Annotated in this window: 22 protein-coding genes; 18 read left to right on the top strand and 4 right to left on the bottom strand. The window is 38.0% G+C overall.

Going from position 1 to position 24,575, the window contains the following annotated elements:
* The first annotated feature begins 71 nt into the window (after window positions 1–71).
* The 9 genes from PHP31_00110 (at window position 72) to hemW (ending at window position 8,333) form a co-directional block, all read left to right on the top strand.
* On the top strand, window positions 72–713 hold the full coding sequence (locus PHP31_00110; protein ID MDD3737686.1) for an MBL fold metallo-hydrolase: 642 nt from the start codon (window positions 72–74) through the stop codon (window positions 711–713).
* A 5-nt stretch (window positions 714–718) separates the two neighbouring features.
* Window positions 719–1,285: a DUF3109 family protein gene (locus PHP31_00105; protein MDD3737685.1), complete on the top strand. Its 567-nt coding sequence runs from the start codon at window positions 719–721 to the stop codon at window positions 1,283–1,285.
* Window positions 1,286–1,308: 23 nt separating this feature from the next.
* On the top strand, window positions 1,309–2,040 hold the full coding sequence (locus tag PHP31_00100) for a PrsW family glutamic-type intramembrane protease (GenBank protein ID MDD3737684.1): 732 nt from the start codon (window positions 1,309–1,311) through the stop codon (window positions 2,038–2,040).
* 402 nt (window positions 2,041–2,442) lie between these two features.
* Window positions 2,443–3,303: a lipoyl synthase gene (gene lipA / locus PHP31_00095; GenBank protein MDD3737683.1), complete on the top strand. Its 861-nt coding sequence runs from the start codon at window positions 2,443–2,445 to the stop codon at window positions 3,301–3,303.
* A gap of 12 nt (window positions 3,304–3,315) precedes the next feature.
* Window positions 3,316–4,005, top strand: a complete 690-nt coding sequence (gene lipB / locus PHP31_00090; protein MDD3737682.1) for a lipoyl(octanoyl) transferase LipB — start codon at window positions 3,316–3,318, stop codon at window positions 4,003–4,005.
* Between the two features lie 89 nt (window positions 4,006–4,094).
* Window positions 4,095–4,691, top strand: a complete 597-nt coding sequence (locus tag PHP31_00085) for a TIGR00730 family Rossman fold protein (protein ID MDD3737681.1) — start codon at window positions 4,095–4,097, stop codon at window positions 4,689–4,691.
* An 11-nt stretch (window positions 4,692–4,702) separates the two neighbouring features.
* Complete coding sequence (locus PHP31_00080; GenBank protein MDD3737680.1) at window positions 4,703–5,638, top strand: polyphosphate kinase 2 family protein; 936 nt, start codon at window positions 4,703–4,705, stop codon at window positions 5,636–5,638.
* A gap of 30 nt (window positions 5,639–5,668) precedes the next feature.
* Window positions 5,669–7,198, top strand: a complete 1,530-nt coding sequence (locus tag PHP31_00075; protein ID MDD3737679.1) for a HAMP domain-containing sensor histidine kinase — start codon at window positions 5,669–5,671, stop codon at window positions 7,196–7,198.
* 1 nt (window position 7,199) lies between these two features.
* Entirely contained in the window at window positions 7,200–8,333 is a 1,134-nt protein-coding gene (gene hemW / locus PHP31_00070) for a radical SAM family heme chaperone HemW (GenBank protein MDD3737678.1), read from the top strand.
* A 922-nt stretch (window positions 8,334–9,255) separates the two neighbouring features.
* On the opposite strand, the gene PHP31_00065 is transcribed toward hemW, so the two are convergent.
* Window positions 9,256–11,844: a lamin tail domain-containing protein gene (locus PHP31_00065; protein MDD3737677.1), complete on the bottom strand. Its 2,589-nt coding sequence runs from the start codon at window positions 11,842–11,844 to the stop codon at window positions 9,256–9,258.
* A gap of 130 nt (window positions 11,845–11,974) precedes the next feature.
* Here PHP31_00065 and PHP31_00060 point away from each other — a divergent pair, with 130 nt between their 5' ends.
* A complete protein-coding gene (locus PHP31_00060) occupies window positions 11,975–12,985 on the top strand; it encodes an aspartate-semialdehyde dehydrogenase (GenBank protein ID MDD3737676.1) in 1,011 nt (336 codons plus the stop codon).
* Window positions 12,982–13,935, top strand: coding sequence for a bifunctional riboflavin kinase/FAD synthetase (locus tag PHP31_00055; protein ID MDD3737675.1), 954 nt, complete (start codon window positions 12,982–12,984; stop codon window positions 13,933–13,935). The genes PHP31_00060 and PHP31_00055 overlap by 4 nt, the downstream gene beginning before the upstream one ends.
* Before the next feature lie 92 nt (window positions 13,936–14,027).
* Here PHP31_00055 and PHP31_00050 read toward each other — a convergent pair whose 3' ends face one another.
* Together PHP31_00050 and PHP31_00045 are read right to left on the bottom strand one after the other, a co-directional pair.
* Window positions 14,028–14,807: an alpha/beta fold hydrolase gene (locus PHP31_00050; protein ID MDD3737674.1), complete on the bottom strand. Its 780-nt coding sequence runs from the start codon at window positions 14,805–14,807 to the stop codon at window positions 14,028–14,030.
* Between the two features lie 15 nt (window positions 14,808–14,822).
* Entirely contained in the window at window positions 14,823–15,962 is a 1,140-nt protein-coding gene (locus PHP31_00045) for an iron-containing alcohol dehydrogenase (protein ID MDD3737673.1), read from the bottom strand.
* A 336-nt stretch (window positions 15,963–16,298) separates the two neighbouring features.
* On the opposite strand from PHP31_00045, the gene PHP31_00040 reads away from it, so the two are divergent.
* Together PHP31_00040 and PHP31_00035 are read left to right on the top strand one after the other, a co-directional pair.
* Window positions 16,299–17,066, top strand: coding sequence for a hypothetical protein (locus PHP31_00040; protein MDD3737672.1), 768 nt, complete (start codon window positions 16,299–16,301; stop codon window positions 17,064–17,066).
* A gap of 11 nt (window positions 17,067–17,077) precedes the next feature.
* The gene (locus tag PHP31_00035) at window positions 17,078–18,337 is read left to right on the top strand and encodes a glycosyltransferase N-terminal domain-containing protein (protein MDD3737671.1); all 1,260 of its coding nucleotides are present in this window, start codon (window positions 17,078–17,080) and stop codon (window positions 18,335–18,337) included.
* 390 nt (window positions 18,338–18,727) lie between these two features.
* Here PHP31_00035 and fabD read toward each other — a convergent pair whose 3' ends face one another.
* Entirely contained in the window at window positions 18,728–19,612 is an 885-nt protein-coding gene (gene fabD / locus PHP31_00030; GenBank protein MDD3737670.1) for an ACP S-malonyltransferase, read from the bottom strand.
* 223 nt (window positions 19,613–19,835) lie between these two features.
* Between fabD and PHP31_00025 the strand changes: the two genes are divergently transcribed.
* The 5 genes from PHP31_00025 to PHP31_00005 form a co-directional block, all read left to right on the top strand.
* Complete coding sequence (locus PHP31_00025) at window positions 19,836–21,038, top strand: DegT/DnrJ/EryC1/StrS family aminotransferase (GenBank protein ID MDD3737669.1); 1,203 nt, start codon at window positions 19,836–19,838, stop codon at window positions 21,036–21,038.
* Between the two features lie 6 nt (window positions 21,039–21,044).
* Window positions 21,045–22,124, top strand: a complete 1,080-nt coding sequence (locus PHP31_00020; GenBank protein ID MDD3737668.1) for an iron-containing alcohol dehydrogenase family protein — start codon at window positions 21,045–21,047, stop codon at window positions 22,122–22,124.
* Between the two features lie 19 nt (window positions 22,125–22,143).
* Window positions 22,144–22,974, top strand: a complete 831-nt coding sequence (kdsA, locus tag PHP31_00015) for a 3-deoxy-8-phosphooctulonate synthase (protein MDD3737667.1) — start codon at window positions 22,144–22,146, stop codon at window positions 22,972–22,974.
* Between the two features lie 8 nt (window positions 22,975–22,982).
* Window positions 22,983–23,987: a transaldolase family protein gene (locus tag PHP31_00010; GenBank protein MDD3737666.1), complete on the top strand. Its 1,005-nt coding sequence runs from the start codon at window positions 22,983–22,985 to the stop codon at window positions 23,985–23,987.
* Between the two features lie 3 nt (window positions 23,988–23,990).
* A partial coding sequence (locus tag PHP31_00005; GenBank protein MDD3737665.1) for a hypothetical protein occupies window positions 23,991–24,575 on the top strand: 585 nt, incomplete at its 3' end.

The raw sequence follows: 24,575 nt of genomic DNA, 5'->3' as shown, positions 1-24,575 counted from the left end.
GTAGAATAAGTAGCAAATAAGGTGAACAAACACCTTGTACACTACATTTTAACACTAACACAAAACATAATATGAGCAAAATTAACACTTTAGTTTTCAATCCTGTACAGGTAAATACATATGTAATTTCTTCATCCGACAACAGTTGTGTAATTATTGATCCGGGTTGTTACGGAGAATACGAAGAAAATATTTTATCCGAATATATCAGCGAAAACAATCTTAAACCTGTCAAAATAGTATATACGCATATGCACGTCGATCATATTTTGGGCAATAATTTTGTTCAAAAAAAATGGAATATTCCCTATTTGTGTCACCCAAAGAGCAAACTTTTTATAGATACTGCAAAAGAGTTCGGCTCAGTTATGGGATTAAAATTGGAACCCATAGGAGATCCAGGTGAATTTTTAAATCACGGCGACATTGTTAAATTCGGCGATACCGAACTTGAAGTACGATACACTCCCGGACACGCCGACGGCAGTATTTGCTTAGTAAACCACAAGGAAAAATACGTTATAACCGGCGATGTGCTTTTTAACTGTAGCATTGGCAGAAGCGACTTACCTACCGGCGACCACAACACGCTTTTAGAAAGTATAGAACGAGAATTGCTCTCATTAGACGGCAGTTACGTTGTTTACCCCGGACATGGTCCTGCATCTACCATAGAACATGAAAAAAATAATAATCCGTTTTTACAATATTAATGAAAATGATTATAGTTGATAATGTACTCGTTAGCGACGACATAGAATATGTTAAATTCAGCTGCGACCTTAAAGCCTGCAAAGGGATATGTTGCATCGAAGGCGATGCCGGAGCTCCTATTTTAGAAACGGAAATTGAAACTATCGAAGAAAATATCGAAATCATCAAACAATACATGGATAAAGAAGGCTTAGAAGCGTTGGAGAAGTACGGAACCTTTGATTACGATGATGATGGAGAATTTGTTACTTCTCTGAAAGAAAAAGGAGCCTGTACTTTCATGGTTTACGATGGTGATATTGCTTTATGTGCCATAGAAAAAGCATTCAGAGATGGAAAAATCAATTTCAGAAAACCTATATCTTGCTTTTTATACCCTATAAGGCTCAGCAAACTCAGCGACGGAACCGAAGTGGTTAATTACCAAAAATGGTACATATGTCAAGATGCTTTGGTTAAAGGAGAAGCTGATAACGTACCTTTGTACATTTTCTTAAAAGAACCCCTGATTGAAAAGTACGGCAAAGAATGGTATGAACACCTACTTGAACAAATTTTGAACACAAAATAAATATTTATTCGTAAAAAAACTTTATGCTCTTCACAATAGCCATTGCCCCAGTATTAATAATCCTATTTTATATTTATTTTTCCGATAAATACGAAAGAGAGCCTATACGCCTTGTAATTAAAGGCTTTGTAGGTGGAATTTTTATAATTATTCCAGTCATTTTTCTTGAGCAGTTTTTGGGTTTGCTAAATATTTTTGAAGGAAATAAAATAATGTCGGCTTTTTACGATGGCTTTATTGTTGCCGGCTTTTCCGAAGAGTTGTTTAAATTTTTAGCTACAATAATACTGTTTTGGCGCAGCAAAGAGTTTAACGAAAAGTTCGATGGCATTGTATATGCCGTTTCTGTAAGCTTGGGTTTTGCTTGCGTTGAAAACATAATGTACGTGTTTTCCGAAAACTCTCTTAACGTCGGATTGCTAAGAGCTATTACGGCTGTGCCGGCTCACGCTATATTTGGAGTTACCATGGGTTACTATCTCGGATTGGCTAAATTTAAAAAAGACGGCAAAAAAAGCAGGTATTCAACATTGGCATTCGTTGTTCCGTGGATGTTACACGGACTTTACGATTTCTTTTTGATGACAGGATACAACTTAATGTTGTTGATTTTTATTCCTTATGTATTTTACCTGTACAGAGTCGGTTTCAAATACGTTCGCGAACACCGTTCCAAGAGCCCATTTAACCCAAACAATATGAAGTTCTTAGATGAAGACTCGTCTGATAACAACGACGATGTGAGTAAAGTGTGAAAATAGACTAATATTATAAAATAAATTGCTGTTGGCGTTGTGAGTTGCGGGGTACGAGTTAGTTTCGAGTTCCTAGTTTAGAGTTTCGTCCCGAAAATTCGGGATCAACTCCTGACTCTTAACTCATAACTCAAAACTCACCCATCACCCATCACCCATCACCCATCATCCATCACCCATCACCCATCACCCATCACCCATCATCCATCACCCATCATCCATCACCCATCATCCATCACCCATCACCAACCACCAACCACAAAAAAGCCAAAAGCTAAAGGCTAAGAGCCAAAGGCATTAAACATAAGCCGCAGAACTATTTTTTTAAGGTATTATCCTACAGCAATAAAAATAAATCAGCTCGTTAAGCCGTTAATAACTCCAATATTTTATTTTTGCAAAATGAAACAATCAGAACAGCCTTTACGCAAGCCTGATTGGCTTAAAATTAAACTTCCAAAAGGCGACAACTACCTCAAAGTGAAGTCGATAATAGAAGCCAAAGGCTTACACACTATATGTACCAGCGGCAAATGCCCTAACATGGGCGAATGTTGGAACGCAGGCACGGCAACCTTTATGATACTCGGCGAAATATGTACTCGCAGCTGCAAGTTTTGTGCTACGATGACAGGTAAACCTTTGCCTCCCGACCAAAATGAACCCGACAACATTGCCGACTCGGTTAAGTTTTTAAATCTCAAACATGTTGTTATCACTTCGGTTGATAGAGACGACCTCCCCGACGGCGGTGCTGCAATATGGGCGGAAACGGTTAGAAAAATCAAACTCAAATGTCCGGAAACGACAATAGAAACTCTTATTCCCGACTTTAAAGGCAATACCGACCTTGTACAGCAAGTTATTGACGCCAAACCCGATATTATTTCGCACAATATGGAAACAACACGACAGCTTACGCCTCTTGTGCGTAGTGCCGCAAAATACGAAACCAGCCTCAAAGTGCTTAAATATATGGCTGATAACGGTGTTAGAACAAAATCAGGAATTATGGTTGGCTTGGGCGAAACTTTTGACGAAGTGGTTGAAACAATGCAAGACTTATACAATGCCGGCTGCAAGATTTTTACAGTAGGACAATATCTTCAACCCACGCCAAATCATTTGCCTGTAAAAGAATACGTTACTCCTGAGCAATTTGAAAAATATAGAAAAGTAGGCTTAGATATCGGTTTTGAATTTGTCGAAAGCAAACCTCTTGTCAGAAGCAGCTATCACGCCGAAAAACATATTGTAAAATAACGTATCAGCAAAATGCAAGAAGAAGTAATTTTTGAAGATTTAGGTACGATGCAGTACGGGGAAGCATGGAAGTATCAAGAAGACCTACTGAATAGTATTGCTGCAACCAAAACCGACTCCAACGCTAAAACCTCACATTACTTGCTTTTTGTCGAACATAATCACGTTTATACTTTGGGTAAAAACGGAATCGAAAACAATTTGCTGATAAATAATGCTCAACTCAAACAATTAGGAATTGAATTTTATAATACCAATAGGGGCGGTGATATTACCTATCACGGTCCCGGACAAATTGTGTGCTACCCAATCTTTAATTTGTCGCAATTCAATATCGGAATAAAACAATATGTAAATTCCTTAGAAGAAGTTATCATAAAACTTAACGCACTTTACAATATCAAGACTCACCGTGTTGATCATGCTACCGGCGTTTGGACTAAAAACATCGACAATATCGGCGAACAAAAAGTATGTGCAATAGGTGTTAGAGTCAGCAGAGGCATTACCATGCATGGTTTGGCTCTCAACGTTAATACCGATTTAAGTTATTACAACATGATTAACCCTTGCGGATTTGCAAGTAATTCGGCTACATCTATGCAAAAAATTTTGAATAAAAGTTTGAACTTGTCGGAAGTCAAAGACAAACTAAAAGCCATATTTGCCGAAGAATTTAACTTTAAATACGTTTCCGGCTAAGCCTTAACTAATTATTAAAAGAAAAATGCAAAATCAAGCATTAAAACAAATTTTTTTTACCTTTGTGTTTTCATCATATCACATAATAAATGACCGAAACTAATAATATAAAAACCATCTGCGTATTCTGTGGCTCGTCCTCAGGAAGCAACCCCATGTACATTAAAAAAGCCGGAGAACTCGGCGAATATCTTGCCAAAAACAACATGACTTTAATATACGGCGGTAGTAAGCTTGGACTTATGCAAACTCTTGCCGATGCAGTTTTGGAGAACAATGGCGAAGTTATAGGAATTATGCCAAAAGAACTGATTAAGTTTAACATAGCCAAAAAAGACCTCACGCAATTTATTGAAGTAGAAAATATGCAAGAACGCAAACAAGTTATGATTGAAAAATCTGATGCTATTATTGCACTTCCAGGCGGTTTGGGCACTTTGGATGAGCTTTTCGAAATAATCAGTCTAAACCAAATAGGAGTTACTTCAAAACCTGTCGCATTATTCAATATACTCGGCTACTACAACAAGCTCTTAGATTTTATTAAATTCAGCATAAGCCAAAAATTTATTAAAGAAGAATACATAAACCAGCTTATAATTTCCGATAATATTTCTGAAATTTTTGAAAACATTTCTAATTTTGAAAATAAAACATCGCCTTACTTAAAATGGGCAAACCTATAACCGCAAACACTATGGATACAGAACGTTATATTTATAACCCCAAAGCTCATAGACGTTTTAGTCAGATGACTAAACCTGATATTGACGGCTTTAACAACAAAACAGAAGCATTAGAACAAATCCAAAGCAGTATTAGCGAACTTAAAGAGATGCAAGAAGTTCTCTACGCACAAGACAAATACGCCGTTTTGATTATTTTTCAAGCCATGGATGCGGCAGGCAAAGACGGGACAATAAAGCACGTTATGTCAGGTGTAAATCCGCAGGGTTGCGATATTACCAGCTTTAAGGCTCCGTCACCCGAAGAATTAGACCACGATTTTATGTGGCGATGTATTAAACGCCTTCCCGAAAGGGGTAAAATCGGAATTTTTAATCGCTCGTATTACGAAGAAGTTATTGTTACAAGAGTGCACCCTAAACTTATTGAATACCAGCGACTTCCAAACTCTCCAAAAGATGTTAAAAACAACCAAAAGTTTTGGGATACACGCTTTAAAGATATCAATAACTTTGAAAAATACCTTACCAACAACGGCACTGTAATAATCAAGTTTTTCCTTAACATTTCAAAAGCCGAACAAAAACGTCGTTTGGTGGATAGAATTGAAGACCCCGATAAAAACTGGAAGTTTTCAATTAAAGACGTTGAAGATAGAGCACATTGGAAAGATTTTATGGATGCCTACGAAGATACTCTCGTCAACACCTCAACTAACTGCGCTCCATGGTACGTTATCCCTGCCGATAACAAATGGTTTATGCGGACATTAGTCATTAATATAATAGTTGAAAACATTAAAAAATTAAACATAAAATACCCAAAAGCTACTCCGGCACAACTTGAAGATATTAAAAGAGCAACTGAACTGTTCAAAATAGAAGAAGAAATGGAGAAAGAGAAGGAGAAGGAGAAGGAGAAGGAGAAAGAGAAGAAAAAAAACTAATAAATTGATAGGTAAGCAATTTGTTTCAGAATGTATTCAGGCAATTCAAATAGCTACGATTTTTACAATAGAAAACAGTATTGGAAACTGATATTACTACTTGTTGCCGTTGTTATTATTATGTTTTCTATCTGGGTTTCGAATTACCTGGTAATGCAAATATCTCGTGACGAAAAAATGCGGATACATAATTGGGCTGTTACTATCAAACAACGTTCGCAGATTGTTACTTCGACCAATAAATTTTTTAAACAAATTCAAGACGAAGAAAGAGCCAAGGTAGAACTGTACGCCGAAGCTCAAAAAAAAATAGCCGCAGCCTCATTAGACGAAGATATCAGTTTTTACAATCTAATAATTGAAGGTAATAAAACAATTCCCGTTATTTTAACCGATGAAGAAGGTAACATAAGAGCCACAGTCAATACTGTATTTACCTCTACTTCGATTCCGGGTATGAAAGGCTACATTGAAAAAGAATTTTCGGTTTATCCTCCTATACCCATCAGGTATTACAAAGATGAAGTCAACTACATATACTACAAAGACTCGAAACTGTTTACCGAAGTACAAGATATGATTAACTCGCTTATCAGCTCTTTTTATGATGATATTGTAAACAATGCGGCTTCGGTTCCGGTTATTATCTACGATAGCGCCGCCAACTGTGTTGTGGCTTCGGGAAATATCCCCGAAAAAATTCTATCCGATAAAGAAAACGTTACCAAACTTATAAATGAGATGAAAGCCGAAAATCCTCCTATCTCATTTGATATAGAAGGAAAAGGCAGCCAATGGATTTACTACAAAAATTCAAAAGTTCTTACACAGCTTCGCTATTATCCGTACCTGCAATTTGCCATTATAGGCGTTTTCTTTCTCATCTCTTACATGCTTTTCAGCACTTCAAAACGCAGCGAACAAAATCAGGTTTGGGCTGGACTTGCAAAAGAAACGGCACATCAGCTTGGAACACCTTTGTCTTCGCTTCTAGCATGGACGGAATACTTGAAAGATAAAGATGTTGAGCCTAATGTTGTCGGCGAAATGCAAAAAGATATGGAACGGCTCAATACGGTCGCTTCCCGATTTTCTAAAATCGGTTCAGTACCTACTCTTACGCAATCCGATATTGTTTCTGTCGTCGATTCGGTTGTAAAATACCTTAAAACTCGTACTTCGCAAAAAATATCGTACAAAATTACAAGTTCGTCGGATGTTATTATGCTGCCGCTGAATGTGCAACTGTTCGGTTGGGTTATAGAAAACCTGATTAAAAATGCTATAGACGCAATAGGCGGCTCAAAAGGCAAGATTAATATTATTATAACCGAACAAGAGCACACCGTTACGGTTGATATTGAAGATACAGGAAAAGGTATTCCCCGAAATATGCACAAAGCTATTTTCAATCCCGGCTACACTAGCAAGCTACGCGGTTGGGGATTAGGGCTATCCCTTGCCAAAAGAATTATTAACGATTATCACAAGGGCAAAATATTTGTAAAATCTTCCGTTGTTGGAAAAGGAAGCACATTAAGAATTATACTAAACAAATAGCATGTGCGGAATTTACGTTCATATCCCTTTTTGCCGTAGCAAGTGCAGTTATTGCAATTTCTTTTCCTTAGCCACCAAAAGCAAAATGCAAGAATGCGTTGATGCGATTGTAAAAGAAATCCATCTGCAAAAAAATTTCTTCGATAAAAACCCGATAAAAACTATATATTTTGGCGGTGGAACTCCATCAATGCTTAATAAATCACAAATTGAAAGCATTTTCAACGCCGTTAGTAAAAATTTCGATATTAGTAATGTTGAAGAAATTACTTTGGAATCCAATCCGGAAGATATTTGCAAAGAGAACTTACTGATGTGGAAAAGCGTTGGAATAAACCGCCTGAGCATTGGAATACAATCGACAAACGATGCGACTTTAAATTATTTGGGCAGAAACCACAGCGGCGAAAAAGCTATCAATAGCATACTAAGTGCTTTGGAACACGGCTTCCACAACATGAGCATCGACCTTATCTACGGCATTCCAACACTTGATAACAACATGCTTATCAGCGATTTGGCTTTTATGTGCGATAATAAAATTCCTCATATTTCGGCTTATTCGCTTTCTGTTGAAGATAAAACCCAACTGAAATGGCAAATCGAAAATAACAAAAAAGCATCTCCCAACGAAGACACAAGTACAGAGCAATACTTTTTGATTGAAGATTTTTTGACAGGAAAAGGGTACAATCACTACGAAATATCTAACTATGCTGTGGATAATTTTGAGTCGAAACATAACTCCGCTTATTGGCAATATACGCCGTATTTGGGAATTGGACCTTCAGCTCATTCCTTCAACAACAATCGCAGATGTTGGAATACAAGTAATATTTCCGAATATATAAGGAGCATAAACGAAAATAAAATTCCGGCTCAATGCGAAAATTTGTCGTTAAACGATAATTTCAACGAATACATCATGACCTCACTTCGGACTTCAATAGGAATTGACTTACAACTGATTAGCAATAAATTCGGCTCGAAATATTACAACTACTTAATAACTCAAATTGAAAAACAACACAAAACCGAATGTTTTTCAGAGATAGATAATCACCTGACCTTAACAAAAACGCAACGCATTTTCGCCGACCAAATAGCATCGGACTTGTTTATTGTTAGCTGTTAGCTCTTGGCTGTTGGCTGTTGGCTTTTAGCCGTTAGCCATTGATGGGTTGCGGGGTGCATAGGATTTAAGTTCCGAAATTTCGAGAGAATTCCGAGTTTAAATATTTTCGCACACTGGATTTAATGGTTCGGTGCTACGCACCTAACTTAAGTTTATTGTTTTGTAGTTACAAATGGGACGCCGTTACACGGCTTTTGTTAATTGCCATCGAAAATACAGATGCTGCGTATATCAGCAAAATAAGCACAGTATCAAACTGCCACAATCTTTCCCATAAAAGGTGTTGTCCAAAAAGGTGCGTAGCACCGAACCATTTATAGAATAAATTGCACATACGTTCAAGGTGCGTAGCACCGAACCCTCACTGTAAGATAGTCGTTAGCTCTTGGCTCTTGGCTCTTGGCTCTTGGCTCTTGGCTTTTAGCCATTAGCCATTGATGGGTTGCAGGGTGCATGGGATTTACGTTCCGAAATTTCGGAAGAATTCCGAGTTTAAATATTTTCACACACTGGGTTTAATGGTTCGGTGCTACGCACCTAACTTAAGTTTATTGTTTTGCAGTTACAAATGGGACGCCGTTACACGGCTTTTGTTATTTGCCATCGAAAATACAGATGCTGCGTTTATCAACAAAATAAGCACAGTACCAAACTGCCACCATCTTTCCCATAAAAGGTGTTATCCAAAAAGGTGCGTTAGCACCGAACCATTTATAGAATAAATTGCACATACGTTCAAGGTGCGTAGCACCGAACCCTCACTGTAAGACAGCCGTTAGCTGAATTTGTTGGAAGTCGAAAATCCCACGAACCACGAACCACGCAACACGTAACACGAACCACGCAACCCGTCCCGAAACTTCGGGATAACACGCACCAGCCAATAGCATATAGGACAATCAATTAAAATTAACCTAAAAACTTACAGCTTTCCCCCAAGTACGGTTGTCTTTTTCAATTTAACGACTTTGCCTTCCAAATCATATGCCTCAACAAAGACAATATATCTGCCAATACTTGCTTTTTGGTTATTATCTTTTAATCCGTCCCAATAAAACACTGCCGATGTTCCCGAAAGCTCGTTGTTAGTCAGTTTTCTAACAATCTGACCGAAAGAATCGAATATGGTGATATTTACTACGCTTCCTGGTTTTATTTTATTTACTGAAATTTTCAACACATCGTTGTAGCCGTCGTTATCGGGCGAAAACACTTCGGGTTCCAAGTCCAATTGTGCATCAGATACCGCAACCGGAGAGAATTGCGAATTTATGTATCCGGGCGTTGCAAACCCTGCCGTTTCTGCTGCCGAATGCCAATTGCTCCTCTGGCTCGACGATGTCTGCGGATTAATACGTTCTAACGAAACACCCTTTACATCTTTTAGCAAAGCAAAGTGCATATCGGAAGTGTAAGCCACTTTATCAATAAACCCACCGCCTTTGGCACATAAGGCAATCGTTCCGTCTTCATTATTCATGGTAGGCATTGAGTTCATATCAATAAAAGCATCGGGATTTTGTATGGTGTAGTATGGTTTAATTTTTTCTTGCGAAGTACTAAGCACATAGTACTGTTGCGGCAGCATCAGCAGCGAATTTTCGGATATTTCGTGATAACTCAAAATTGCATTGGTAGAAGTATCGTAATTTGATAAAACCAAGGTTTTTAAATCGATAACTTTTTCGGACACATTCCAAATCTCGACCCAATCAACACTTCCGGCAAACGGATTGAACAAAAATTCATTAATAACTATATCGTTTTCGGCTGCTTGAGTCGGAATTGCAAAAATTGCACCCTCAGTGTGCACAAAAGTATTTCCAACGCAATCGCTTATCAGTTGCGAACATTGTAAGCTGTACAAAGTTCCTGCTTGCAAAGCCGTAGGCAAAACCAATTGCACTCTGTTGTAAAAAGGCGGAAACAAAATAACTCGTAGCGGTGTGCCTATGTTATTATCTATTGAATAATTGTTTACATCTGCAATCTGAATGCTGTCGCAAGTCTCGGTAAACCAAACTTCTACATTAAACTCATCAATAACACCTACACGCAAAATTTTCGGGTTGGTAGTATCGGGATTTGATGCATAAATGGAGTTTATACTTCCGGGAGTTCCTCCCAAATCGCTAACCGATGCACTCCAATTGCTTTGTGCAGCACAAGGATTGTTCGGGTCAATCAATTCCAAAGACCAACCTCCGTCTTTTTTGTAATCGCTGTTGTACCATTTGTCGGTATATTCAACTGCATGAATAACATTACCCAAATCGTCGTACAAAATGAGCGTGGCACCCGAATTTGCCAACGAAAAAGTTTCAAAATCTATTATATCGCCATACTCCGATAGAAGCGGAACAGAGCCATCATCGCAAAGTATAACGTACGATTTAGGTGCTAATGTAAAATCAGATATATCTTTATAATATCTTCCTATTTTCATTTTCCAATTATCAAGACTAATAGGAAAATCAGTGCGATTGTACAACTCGATATATTCGGCATCGGGCAAGCCAACAACAGGCGTTGGGTCAGCCATTATTTCATTTATCAAAACATCGAATGCTGAAACAGAATGAAAAGCAAATTCAACTTCCGTCTGTGGCATTACATTACCAACCAAATCGGAAATATTTTTAATCTGAACCTTGTAAATTAAATCGCTTTCAAAGGAAATATTAAAAATTAATCTGACTGTCGCATGGTCTAAAACCTCCACCTGATAAGGAGTAATATTGTTAGGCAAAAGCTTGTAGTTATTGGCATTGCCGGCTGTAGCATCTGTAACGGCTTCGTTGAACACAATATCAATTGAATTATCGGAAATTGGCTTAACCGACAGCACTTGCGGCGGAGTGGTGTCGTATTGTATAGCACCTGCACAAAAATCGTCGAAATAAAACTTATTGCTGTTGGAAGTCGTGTATTTGCAATAAACTCCCATGTATTGTCCTACAATAGGCGTATTGTCGTTGCCGGTAGCTTGCAAAATGTAGTTTTCATTTCCGCTCATATCGCTATATATCGACCACAATCCATCGTCGGTGCGAGTAACTTTTATGCGTGCCGTAAACGACGAAGCTATGGCTCCATCTTGACCGCGACAAATAACCGTATGCTGACTTCCGCTTTGCTTGACTAGTTCTATAGCATCGTTGGAACCGGATTCGCCAAGCTGAATATAAAAGCCGTTTAAATCTTGTTTTAAGTCGCTGTTATCGGCTATTAAATAAACCCTTGCATTATTGTTGCTCGAAGGAGAAAAAGGTAATTTTACCCAAAATGACCACTCCACTTCCGTCGGGACTTGAATAGAAGTACACAATGCCGATATATCCGAGCCGCTACTGTTTAGTTGCAACTGATACGAAGTATTTACAGTAAACGCATCAACATCGCCTACCCAAGTTGGGTTGTTAGTAAAATCGCCATCGGAAAAATCGTCAATAAGCTGACAATACGCTGACAACGAAAGAATTGCAAATAAAACCGTCAATAATTTTTTCATATTTCTGTCTTGTTTAGCAAATTGATATGTATTTTTGTAGTTTTCAAAACTAATGATTTCTGAACAATTAAATGTAAAATTGTTGTTATTATTTTTTTATTAACAATAAGTTGCAAAAATATTTTTAACAATGAAATTAGCAATAATAGGAGCAACCGGATTAGTTGGAGAGACCCTGTTGGAAGTCTTATCCGAAGAAAATTATTTCCCTTTGAGCAAGATAAAAGAAATATTTTTTGTTGCTTCCGAAAAATCGAAAGGGAAAAAATTATTGTTTAATGGCGCATACCACGAAGTAATGACCATAAGCGATTGCTTGCAGAAATCGCCTGATATTGCAATTTTTTCGTGTGGTTCGGAATTGTCGATTTCTTATGCGAAAGAATTTACAAAAATGGGATGCTTTGTCATCGACAACAGCTCTGCATGGCGACTTCACGATGATGTACCTCTTGTGGTTCCAGAAATTAACGGCGATTGCGTAAACGAAAACACTAAACTTATTGCTAATCCTAATTGCTCGACAATACAAATGGTGCTTGCTCTTTCGGAGTTGCACAAACATTACAAACTGAAACGAATTGTTGTTTCTACATATCAGTCGGTTTCGGGTTCCGGACATAAAGGTTTAACACAACTGACTTGTGAAAGGCAAGGCATAACACCGTCTGCAATGGCTTATCCGCATACTATAGATTTGAACGTAATTCCGCAAGGCGGAGATTTTAACGAAAACGGATACACTTCGGAAGAAGAAAAACTTGTTAACGAAACTCGTAAAATCTTCAACGACAATAATATACAAGTCAGTGCAACTGTGGTGCGAGTTCCGGTTATGGTGGCTCATTCCGAAGCTATTAACGCCGAATTTGAAAAACCTTTTTCGCTAAACGAAGTTAAAGATATTATAAGTTCCACGTCAGGCGTAATACTAAGCGACTGTAACGACATAAACCTTTACCCTACTCCTTTATCGGCTCAAAACAAAGATGAAGTTTTTGTAGGCAGAGTCAGAATTGACCACACACAGCCAAACACTCTCAACATGTGGGTTGTTTCCGACAACCTCAGAAAAGGTGCTGCTACCAACGCTATTCAAATTGCAGCAATTATCATAAACAAGAAATACGCAGGAATATGAAGCTATATCATAATTGGACAGATTTTGACTCAAAAATAAAATATAATGTTGCAATAGGTTCTTTCGACGGAATTCATCTAACACACAAAAAGGTGTTGAAATCCTTAACCGAAATCTCATTGGAACAAAATATAAAAAGTTGCGTAATTACTTTTGTGCCGCCTCCCGAAAAGGTTTTGTACAACGACATCAACTTTAAGCTCTTGCTTAGCGAAGACGAAAAACAACTTATGCTTGAGCAATTGGGTGTTGATGCGTTGGTTGTTGTGCCGTTTAACAGGTGGTTGGCAGACCTTAACACTTGCGAGTTTTTAGAAAGCACTATTCTTAAAAACATAAAAATCGATACTTTGTTTTTCTTCAATAGCGATGATTTTCTATCGAAAATGAATACAAACATCAATGAATTGAGAAATACGGCTCAGAAAAATAATTTCAAATTAATTGAAATTCCCGATGAGAAAGTCAATAATACTATTGTGAAATCGGCGGATATTAAGGATTGCATAAATTTGGGCAATATTCCCGATGCAAACAAACTGCTAAGTTACGACTATTTTATTTCCGGCACTGTGGTTAAAGGCAATCAGTTAGGAAGAAAAATGGGCTTTCCTACGGCAAACATAAAAATTGACAACAACGATAAACTAATACCAAAAATTGGAGTTTATGCTTGTTACCTCTGCGTTAACGACGAGTTTTACAAGTGCATGACTAATATCGGCTACCGACCCACAATTGACGAACATCATTTGACCATTGAAACAAATATTTTTGATTTTGATGAAGATATTTACGACAAAGATGTTCGCTTATTTTTTGTAAAACGATTGCGAGATGAAATACGTTTTAAAAACTTAGAAGCTCTTATTGAGCAATTACACGCTGATAAGCAAAACTCAAAAGATGTTTTAGATAAGGTTTCTTTATCGTTATTTCCGAATTGTTAGGGTTGCGTGGTGCGGGTTGCGAGTTACGTGTTGCGGGGCTCATGCGATTATCAATTATCAATGAATAATTAGTAATTGCTCATTGCTCATTGTTAATTATTCATTTCCACCATAAACCACTCACTTATTAAACTGCTCAACTCTACCGGTTTCCTAACATGAACATAATGGTCAGACGAAGCTATGATACGCAACTCGGCATTTACGTAGCTTTCTTTTATTAAAGCAAAATCCTCAGCTTTTATATAATCCGATTCATCGGCTTTTATAAACAGTGTTTTGGTTTCTATTGGCTTATTTGCAATAATGGGAGCCGTAATATTGGAAATATTGTTGTAAATGCTTTCTACGTCCAGCTTAAAGACTAATTTCTTATCGACATACTTCAAATTCTTGATTATCAAATTAATTGTAAAGTCGTCGAATTGCAGGCGTTTCAGCTCTTTTTCAACATTACTGATATATTTCAGTTCATCTAAATCCAAATTTTGCATACATTTGAGTATATTCAAATGATATTCAGACACTTGGTATTGCTTGGGAGCAATATCGATAATAATTTGAGCTTTGACAGGACAAATATTATCGGCAGAAATTTTAAGTGCTGCCTTGCCTCCCATAGAATGACCTACAATTACAAAGTCGGTGATATTATGTTTTGAAACAAATTGGCAAACATCGTGAGCAATAACTGAATAGTTAAACTCGTCGCTGTGCGGCGATTGTCCGTGATTTCTTAAATCGGGCAACCAGACTGTAAAGTTCTTTTCCAAAAGTCGGGCTACGGGAATCCAGTTGTCGCTCTGACCGAACAATCCGTGCAAAATAATAATATTTTGTCCGCTGCCGTATTTTCTGAAAAACAAATCCACCTGTAAAACGTATAATTATCGAGCTAACTTCAATATCGGTGCGTAGTCTTTTTCGGTTATCTTGATATTGTATCCTGTCGCTCTATTATGAACAAAAGACTCAATAATTTTATCAAAATCTTTTTCAAAAATATTTGCTTCCGACAACCTTGTGGGCGTATTAATAGATTTGAAAAATTCTTCAAACTTGTTAATGCATTCGTCGGCGGTTTCTACATTAAAGACTACCTTACCCAACTTTATGAGTTTTTGTTCAATTGTGGGTTTAAAATGTTTCATCCATGCCAAATACATGATGGAAAGACTTGCTCCGTGCGGCGTATCGAACAGCAACGACAAGTTATGTCCCAACGCATGGACACCCCAATCGGTATTGGCTTTTCCGTAGGCTATTTGTCCGTTAAGAGCCATTGTTGCATCGTACATTATGGCGGCTCGTGCATCGTAATCGTGCAGGTTTTTGAAAAGTCTTTCCGACCAATGAATAGCATCAGAAATTATACTGAAACAAAATCTATCGGACAAAGTACATTCGCCCGCACCAAAATATGCCTCCAAACTGTGAGCGATAAGGTCGGCTACGCCGTAAGCCGTGTAATTTGCCGGAACTGAAAATGTGAAAGTCGGGTCTAAAAAAGAATGCATCGGGAAACAATATTTGCTGCGGTAACCGAATTTTTGTTGTGTTTCGTGATTTTGAAGAACCGCAATACCGTTCATTTCCGAACCTGTAGCTGCAAGAGTAAGTACAGCTATAAGCGGAACAGATTTTTCGGGTACGGCTTTTTGCTGATAAAAATCCCACACTTTATTGTCGGTAGGAATACATATCGCCACCATCTTTGCAGTATCAATAACGCTACCTCCGCCAATAGCAATTACACAATCGACTTTGGCATCACGTCCGAGAGCAACTGCCTCGTCGGCATCGGTATTCAACGGATTAGACTTAATTCCTCCGTACTCAACATAAGTCATATTGTTTTTTTCCAACTGCTCGACAATCAAGTCGTAAATTCCATTCTTTTTTATTGAATTTTTGCCGTAAATAAGCAATGCCTTATTTCCTAATTTTTTTGCTTTCTCGCCAAGCTTCTCGCAACATCCTTTACCAAAGTGAAGTTTAGTAGGGTTGTACATTGTAAAGTTGTTCATATCTGTAGTTTTAAAAGTTCAAAGATAAATATTTAATTCGATATTATATTATTTTGAAAAAGATTAACACTTTTTATACTGTAAGCGATGTATTGATAATTAAATGGTGGTGGGTGAAGGGTGAAGGGTGCAAAAGCACGAAACTCAACCTCTAAACACCGATTACCACTCATCACTCATCACTCACCACTCTCCACTCTCCACCAATCACCAACCACCAAAAATTTATGTCCATAAATTTTTTACCTATTAACTTAATAATTACTACCTTTGCAGAATAAAAAGAACTACTCAATTTTTATCATGCTGTCGATAAAAACGCGTAAATATTGCCATATGAATAAAACCTTACTATTGGTACTTGTTGCTATTCTTATTTCATTTAACTCATATTCGCAGCGAGGGTCACATGTCAAATTAATAGATACCTCAATGAACATAAACGTTTTGTCCGTTCATTACGGTTTCGGTTTCCCTTCGGGTGATCTTTCAGAGCGTTTTGGTCCTTCGCACCAAATTGGCGGTTCGTTTTTATTTAAATCGGCTACAGGGTGGAATTTAGAGTTGGAAGGAAATTTTATTTTCAAAGATAAAATCAATCATCCCGACTCGATTTTAAGCGGTATATCCACTCCCGACGGCGTAATAGATATGCTCGGAACCTTGTCCAACATTATGCTTACACAAAGGGGATTTACAGCATTCGTAAAAGCAGGCAAACTTGTGCCGATACCGAAAATTAATCCGAATTCGGGTATTATGTTTCAAATTGGAGCAGGTTTTATGCAGCATAAAATCAGAATTGACGTACCAAACAACAACGTTCCGCAACTTGACGGCGATTACAAAAAGGGCTACGACCATTTATGCAACGGACCGGCAGTCGTTGAATATGTTGGTTTTCATTATCAGGGAGATAATACACGTATAAATTTTAAAATCGGCATTGAATCGGTTCAGGCGTACACACAAAACAGACGCGTTTACTATTTCAATGATATGAAATACGCCGACGAAAAGCGTTTCGACATGCTAACCAGCATTAAAGTCGGCTGGATGTTGCCATTTTATCCGAAAACAAAAACCGAATATTATTATTACTAACATGTTTAACGATGTTCTCTAAGTTTCTATACAATATTGGCATTTACTTATACTACTTCGGTATAAGAATAAGTTCCATTTTCAACCGCAAAGCTCGCTTGTGGGTTAAAGGTCGTAATTATTATTTCGAAGGATTAAAAATCGCCTTAGAGCGTAACGGCTTCAACAAACCCGATACCAAAAAAGCTTGGTTTCATTGTGCGTCTCTTGGCGAATTTGAACAAGGAAGACCTATAATCGAAGCTTTTAGAAAGCAACACCCCGATTATAAAATTTTGCTTACTTTTTTCAGTCCTTCGGGATACGAAGTACGCAAAGCATACGTCGGTGCCGACCTTATTCTATATCTTCCCATTGATACGCCAAAGAATGCAAAAAAATTTGTTGCAATTACCAAACCTGACATAGCATTTTTTGTTAAATACGAATTTTGGTACAATATCTTAGAACAACTTCAAAAAAATAATATCCCTATAGTGCTAATTTCAGGAATTTTCCGTCCCGAACAAATATTCTTCAGATGGTACGGCTCATGGGCTCGCAAGATACTTTCGGGATACAAACATATTTTTGTGCAAAATGAAGATTCAAAACAGCTTTTAGAATTTATCAGCATAAACAACGTCAGCATTAGTGGCGACACACGTTTTGATAGAGTCTTCGAAGTTTCGCAAAAAGATATCAATTTCCCTGTTTTAGAAGCTTTTTGTAAAGACAATTTGGTGCTTATAGGCGGCAGCACATGGGAAAAAGATGAAGAACTAATATTGAGTTTGGTCGAAAACAGTGAAATCCCGTTAAGGTACATCATTGCACCTCACGAAATTAACGAAGAAAGGATTTTGAAACTAATGCTAAGCACAAAGTGCAACACCATAAGATACACGCAAGCTTGCATTAATGATACAAAAGATGCCAAAGTCATGATATTAGATACAATTGGCATGCTTTCGGAAGTTTATAAATACGGTTACATTGCGTACGTTGGTGGTGGCTTTGGCGATGGTATTCATAATATTTTAGAACCTGCAGCCTTCGGATTGCCAATTATTATAGGTCCTAAAATGAGTAAATTTCAAGAAGCATACGACCTTATCCAACGTGATGCCGTTACTGTCGTTCACAACCAATTTGTTTTGGAGAAAACCGTTAACGAGCTAATCAACAACAAACAACGATACAAAGAAGCAAGCCAAAACTGCCTTAGTTATATTAAAGCTCGCACAGGTGCTACTAAGAAAGTTATGCAGTGGTTGCAGGAAGAATTGTAAAAAGCTGTTAGCTTTTTTGTGTTGCGGGTTACGGGTTACGGGTCAATTTTCAATTAGTAATTAGCAATTACTTTTGCTGACACGCTTTACAAAAGCGCGCCAGCAAATTGTTATTATCGATGCTCGCTCGCTTTTGCAAAGCGAGCGGGGTAATATTTTCGGCATTTCGCTTCAATAGCCGTGCCTTTAAAGACACGGCTATTGAGAAAAATTCAGAACTTGAAACTATTCCCCATTTTCGGCATTTCGATACACCGATATCTCGCTTCGCTCAATATCGGCACTCAATGACCGAAAATGTCGAAACATCCCCAAACTTCAGGGGCTGATTGGTAATTACTCATTGTTATTTGCTAATGGCTAACAGCCAATAGCCAAAAGCAAATCTTCCTACTCAGCCGTACCTGCCGATGTTTCCGATTCGGGGTTTATTTTCTTAACTAATCCTTGTAGTACGCTTCCTGGTCCTACTTCAATAAAACTTGTAGCACCGTCTTTTACCATATTTTTAACAATCTGAGTCCAGCGTACAGGAGATGTCAGCTGATTGATAAGGTTTTGCTTAATTTTGTCAGGATTGGTATATGGTAAAGCATCAACGTTTTGATAAATAGGACAAATAGGTTCGCTAAAAGCTGTTTTTTCTATAGCTTCGGCTAATTTAACTCTTGCCGGCTCCATCAGCGGCGAGTGGAAAGCTCCGCCAACCTTTAAAGGTAAGGCACGTCTTGCTCCGGCTTGTTTCAATGCCTCGCAAGCTAACTCCACCCCTTTTATTGAACCGGAGATAACAACTTGTCCCGGACTATTATAATTTGCTGCAACAACAATTTCGTCAATTTCGTTAACGACAGCTTCAACTTTTTCGTCATCCAATCCTAATATAGCTGCCATTGTTGAAGGTTGCATTTCGCATGCTTCTTGCATTGCCATAGCTCTTGCGTAAACTAATTTTAGTCCGCTCTCAAACGACATAGCTTTGCAAGCAACCAATGCCGAAAACTCGCCAAGTGAGTGCCCTGCCGACATTGAAGGCGAAAAATCCTTTATGCAGTTTGCCAATATAACCGAATGCAAAAATATTGCAGGTTGCGTAACTCTCGTTTGCTTTAATTCATCTTCGGTTCCCGAAAACATTAGATCGGTTATGTTGAAACCAAGTATTTCGTTGGCTTGATCAAACATTTGTTTGGCTAATGGATAATTTTCGTACAAATCCTTACCCATTCCTACAAATTGCGCTCCCTGACCGGGGAATATGTATGCTTTCTTCATAGTCTTATTTTTTTGATTTATTTTCGGCAAATTTAATATTATTTCTAAATCTGATAACAAAGTGTTAAAATTGACAGTATTGTGAAAATTGCAGTACTTAATTGTTTCTAAACATTATGGTTAGTGTTAAATCTGCTAAAAATCATAAAATACATATCATCTTTATTTTAAATGATTAACAAAAAGATGTACTTTTGTAGTTGAATTTTAAAACGATATTATTATGCCCGGAATGGAATTTTTTGGTGCCGAAGAACGTAAAGAAGTACAAGACGTATTAGAAACCGGCATTTTATTTAGGTACAACCACGATGCACAACGCAACAATATATGGAAAGCGAGAAGCTTGGAAGAAGAAGTTAAGAAGTACACAGGAGCAAACTTCGCTCACGCTGTTTCCAGCGGTAGTACTGCGGTTGCGACAGCTCTTGCCGCAGCAGGTATTGGCTACGGACATCAAGTTATTGTGCCTCCGTTTACTTTTATTGCTACAATTGAAGCGGTTTTGTTTGTAGGTGCAATTCCTGTTTTTGCCGAAATCGACGAAAACCTTTGTTTGAGTGCCAAAGGCATTGAAGCTGCTTTGACTCCCGACACCAAAGCTGTGCTGTTAGTTCATATGTGCGGTGCTGCTGCCAATATGGACGAAATAATGGAAGTGTGCAAAAAACACAATCTCGTGCTTGTTGAAGATGCCGGACAGGCATTGGGAGCTTTTTATAAAGGAAAATCGGTGGGTACTTTTGGTAAAACCGGCTGTTATTCTTTCGATTTCTTTAAAATTACAACCTGCGGCGAAGGTGGTGTACTTGTTACCGATGACGAAAATTGCTATAAATTAGCCGATTGCTACTCCGACCACGGACACAACCACGTTGGAAACAACAGGGGCATGGAACAACATCCTATCATTGGATTTAATTTCCGTATTGGCGAATTGAACGCCGCAGTGAGATTGGCTCAAATGCGAAAACTGAATAAAATCAGAAGTGCTAAAAAGCATAATCAGCAGAGACTTAAAGAACTATTGTCCGGCGTTGAAGGTATTACTTTCAGACCTGTTCCCGACCCGGAAGGCGATTCAGGTACTTTTCTTAACTTCTTTATGCCTACAACAGAAATGGCGGGACAAGTGTTCGAACTCATTACAAAAAACAAAGTGGAAAGCTGTAACTATTGGTACATCAACATGTATCACTTTATAAATCAGTGGGATCACCTTAAAAATCTGAAAACAGCTTCGCCTATGGCTATTCATCATTTAAAACCTGTTCAGGATTACAACAACTTACAACTACCGGTATCTCAAAATGTTATCGGAAGGTTGATTTCCGTTGGTGTAAAAGCTACTTGGACAGACGAGCAAATTGTTGATTTAGCCGATAATTTGAAAAAGATAATTTCTACAGTAATTAACAACAAATAAAAAGATATGTACAAAAACATTAAAAATATAGATAAAATTGTTTTCGGTGCAGGCAGTTTCAATCAGTTGGAAGAGATAATAGCACCAAAACGCGAACTCAACAACAAGTATTTTGTGTTTATAGTCGATGACTACTTTAAAGGTAAAGAACTTGAAAAAAGGTTACCTTTGAAACCCAACGATAGCGTGTATTTTGTTTTTACAGGTAAAGACGAGCCGAAAACTCAACAAATAGACACGCTACGCGACGAAATAATGCAAACAAAGGGCTTACCTTCGGGCGTTGTCGGAATTGGCGGCGGTAGCGCCATGGACATAGCAAAAGCTCTGTCGGTAATGGTAAATCAAGAAGGTTCTTCAACATTGTATCAAGGTTTTGGCTTGGCAAAAAATCCTAGCGTATATCACGTAGGAGTGCCGACAATATCAGGCACAGGAGCCGAATGCTCGACAACAGCTGTTCTGACAGGTCCTGAAAAGAAATTAGGTATAAAAGGCGAATCTACTCCGTTTAACCAAATTGTTATGGATCCGGAACTTACACTCACAGTACCGCGAAATCATTGGTTTTACACAGGAATGGACACCTATATTCACTGCATAGAATCGACAAACGGACGACTAAACAACACGTTTAGCACTGCCTACGCTGATATGGCTATAGACCTTTGTCGTAAGGTTTATTTAAACCCCGAAGGTTTTGGCTCATTGAAAGCAGCCGAAGACCTTATGGTAGCTTCTTTGTTTGGCGGACTCAGTCTTAGCTATTCCGAAGTTGGTGCTTGCCACGCACTTTCTTATGGTTTGTCATACGTTTTAGGAGCCAGACACGGTATTGCTAACTGTATTGCTTTCAACGTTTTAGAAGATTTTTATTCCGAAGGAATTGATGAGTTTAGAGAAATGATTAAAATCAACAACGTTGACCTTCCAACCAACTTATCAAAAAATTGGACAAAAGAGCAAATCGATAAAATGTCCGACATTGCGTATAACTTACCACACATGTGGGATCACGCCTTAGGCGAAAATTGGAAAGACGTTCTGACAAAAGACAGAATAAAAGAAATGTTTATCAGAATGTAATAACTTTAAAAATCGAAAAATGAGTAAATATAAAGTTAAAGTTGGCGATATAACTTGCGGTGCCGATGAGTTGTTTTTGATTTCGGGACCTTGTGTCATAGAAACCGAAGACGTTATGATGAAAACTGCGGAATATTTGAAAAAAGTTTCGGAAAAGCTGAATATTCCAGTTATTTTTAAATCTTCGTTTACAAAAGACAACCGTAGCAGTCTTAAACATTATCAAGGACCTGGCTTGGACGAAGGTTTAAAAATGCTGCAACGAATAAAACAAGATTTTGGATTTCCCGTACTGTCCGATATTCATGAAAGCTCGCAAGCAGCGATAGCAGCCGAAGTGTTAGACGTTATTCAAATTCCTGCGTACTTGTGTATGCAGACTTCAATAGTTACGGCGGCAGCCAAGACAGGCAAGGTGATAAACATCAAACACGGACAATTTTTGGCACCCGAAAACATGGACAAGCCAACACAAAAAGTCATTGATTCGGGAAATAATCAAATATTACTTACCGAAAGGGGTTACACATTCGGCTACAACGACCTTGTAGTTGATCCGAGAAGTTTTTACGAACTTCAACAAATCGGCTTTCCGGTTATTTTTGATATAACTCACTCTATCAGAAAATACGGAATCCCAAGTGCCGACCCAAAAGGTGGTGCTCGCCAGTATCTCGGTGTGCTTTCTCGTGCAGGAGTAGCTGCCGGTGTCGATGGAGTTTTTATTGAAGCTCACCCCGAACCCGACAAAGCTCTTTGCGATGCAGCTAGCCAAATTTGCATCAACGACCTTGAAGAATTTTTGAAACCAATCATTGAATTACATAACATAGAAGTAAAATACAGATAATCAACATTATGGAACTATACTTAGACAGCGCCGATTATGACGAAATAAAAAAAGCCTTTAAATTAGGTTTTTTAGATGGCTTAACAACCACGCCAACATTTATGTACAGACACGGTGTTACCGATATTGACGCATTTATTTTGCAATTGGCGAACATCGTACCGGTTATACAAATTGAAGCCCTTGGTAAAAGTGCTGAAGAGATTTACGGTGAAGCACAGCGACTACTCGACTTAGGACTTTCGAAAGATACAACGGTTTTCAAAATTCCTATCTCATTAGAAGGTGTCAAGGCATGTAAAATGCTTACCAAGCAAAACATAATGGTTAATGTCCATTTGGTTTATACGCTTCAACAGGCATATATGGCAATGCACGCCGGAGCTACTTACGTTTGTCCTCTTGTGGGAAGACTGCAAGACCAAGGACACGATGCTCTTTCACTTGTTGAGCAATGCGTACAAGCTGTTTACATGTACAACTACAATACGAAAATTATGTTTTCTTCGGTCAGAAATGTTGAACACGTCAGAAATGCCATAAACATTGGTGTTCACACTATTACCGTTCCTTACAAAATACTTCTGCAAATGCCGGAAAACAATTTCACATCAATTGGAACCGAACAATTTTACGAGCATACCAGACTTATGACCGTTAAGGTTAAAGATGCAATGAATAATGTCAATCCTTTTGTGTCGAAAGATAGCACGCTGCAAGAAGCTCTTATCAAGATGTCTAAATACGGTTTTGGCTGCATTATTGTCGCCGACGAATCGCAGAATGCATTAGGTGTATTTACCGATGGAGACCTAAGACGTTTGCTGCAAAACGAAGGAGAAAACGCTCTCAAAAATAAAATGTCCGACTTTAAATACAATACTCCTATTTCTATCGATGAAAATGAACTTCTGTTTAAAGCCAACGACCTGCTCAGACAAAACAAAGTCGATAATTTGTTAGTTACAAGCAACGGCAAAGCAATTGGCTTGCTTGATATTCACGATATATAAACAATGCAAGAGATAAAAAACATATTCGAACACATTGGTGGAAGATTTATCATTCCTTTCGAAAAGTTTGTAGAAAAATGCAATAACATAAAAGCTTTTATTTTCGATTGGGACGGAGTTTTTAATTCGGGAGCCAAAGGCGAAAGCAATTCAAGCAACTTTTCCGAAATTGACTCTATGGGAACCAATATGCTTAGGTTCGGACTTTGGTTAACTAACAACCAAGTTCCTCCAGTTGCTATTATTACAGGTGAAGAAAACAAAATTGCAATCAATCTTACCAATAGAGAGCACTTCAACGAATTTTATTTCAATTGCAAAAATAAAAGACTTGCTTTTAACGATTTTATCGAAAAGCACAACCTTAAACCAAACGAAGTGGCTTTTTGTTTCGACGATATTTTAGACCTTAGCATAGCAGAATTATGCGGTTTGAAATTTCAAGTCAAACGTAGTGCCTCTCCCTTGTTCGATATGTATTGCATTAACAACAACCTTTCCGATTACATCACTTCCAACAACGGTGCTAATTACGCAGTTAGAGAAATATCGGAACTGTTTTTGGGAACGCTGAATGTGTACGATAAA

This window comes from Lentimicrobiaceae bacterium, from assembly GCA_028697555.1.
Lineage (GTDB): Bacteria > Bacteroidota > Bacteroidia > Bacteroidales > UBA4417 > UBA4417.
Note: the sequence above shows the minus strand (reverse complement) of the source record. Positions and strands in the feature narration are given on the sequence as shown.

Excerpts from the sequence above, each read along its gene's own strand:
- PHP31_00105 (MDD3737685.1), top strand. The coding sequence starts at position 719 with ATGATTATAGTTGATAATGTACTCGTTAGCGACGACATAGAATATGTT.
- PHP31_00020 (MDD3737668.1), top strand. The coding sequence starts at position 21,045 with ATGTACAAAAACATTAAAAATATAGATAAAATTGTTTTCGGTGCAGGC.
- fabD (MDD3737670.1), bottom strand. The coding sequence starts at position 19,612 with ATGAAGAAAGCATACATATTCCCCGGTCAGGGAGCGCAATTTGTAGGA.
- PHP31_00010 (MDD3737666.1), top strand. The coding sequence starts at position 22,983 with ATGGAACTATACTTAGACAGCGCCGATTATGACGAAATAAAAAAAGCC.
- PHP31_00075 (MDD3737679.1), top strand. The coding sequence starts at position 5,669 with ATGTATTCAGGCAATTCAAATAGCTACGATTTTTACAATAGAAAACAG.
- hemW (MDD3737678.1), top strand. The coding sequence starts at position 7,200 with ATGTGCGGAATTTACGTTCATATCCCTTTTTGCCGTAGCAAGTGCAGT.
- PHP31_00100 (MDD3737684.1), top strand. The coding sequence starts at position 1,309 with ATGCTCTTCACAATAGCCATTGCCCCAGTATTAATAATCCTATTTTAT.
- PHP31_00040 (MDD3737672.1), top strand. The coding sequence starts at position 16,299 with ATGAATAAAACCTTACTATTGGTACTTGTTGCTATTCTTATTTCATTT.
- PHP31_00055 (MDD3737675.1), top strand. The coding sequence starts at position 12,982 with ATGAAGCTATATCATAATTGGACAGATTTTGACTCAAAAATAAAATAT.
- PHP31_00025 (MDD3737669.1), top strand. The coding sequence starts at position 19,836 with ATGCCCGGAATGGAATTTTTTGGTGCCGAAGAACGTAAAGAAGTACAA.
- lipA (MDD3737683.1), top strand. The coding sequence starts at position 2,443 with ATGAAACAATCAGAACAGCCTTTACGCAAGCCTGATTGGCTTAAAATT.
- kdsA (MDD3737667.1), top strand. The coding sequence starts at position 22,144 with ATGAGTAAATATAAAGTTAAAGTTGGCGATATAACTTGCGGTGCCGAT.
- PHP31_00060 (MDD3737676.1), top strand. The coding sequence starts at position 11,975 with ATGAAATTAGCAATAATAGGAGCAACCGGATTAGTTGGAGAGACCCTG.
- PHP31_00110 (MDD3737686.1), top strand. The coding sequence starts at position 72 with ATGAGCAAAATTAACACTTTAGTTTTCAATCCTGTACAGGTAAATACA.
- PHP31_00085 (MDD3737681.1), top strand. The coding sequence starts at position 4,095 with ATGACCGAAACTAATAATATAAAAACCATCTGCGTATTCTGTGGCTCG.
- PHP31_00035 (MDD3737671.1), top strand. The coding sequence starts at position 17,078 with ATGTTCTCTAAGTTTCTATACAATATTGGCATTTACTTATACTACTTC.
- PHP31_00065 (MDD3737677.1), bottom strand. The coding sequence starts at position 11,844 with ATGAAAAAATTATTGACGGTTTTATTTGCAATTCTTTCGTTGTCAGCG.
- PHP31_00080 (MDD3737680.1), top strand. The coding sequence starts at position 4,703 with ATGGATACAGAACGTTATATTTATAACCCCAAAGCTCATAGACGTTTT.
- lipB (MDD3737682.1), top strand. The coding sequence starts at position 3,316 with ATGCAAGAAGAAGTAATTTTTGAAGATTTAGGTACGATGCAGTACGGG.
- PHP31_00045 (MDD3737673.1), bottom strand. The coding sequence starts at position 15,962 with ATGAACAACTTTACAATGTACAACCCTACTAAACTTCACTTTGGTAAA.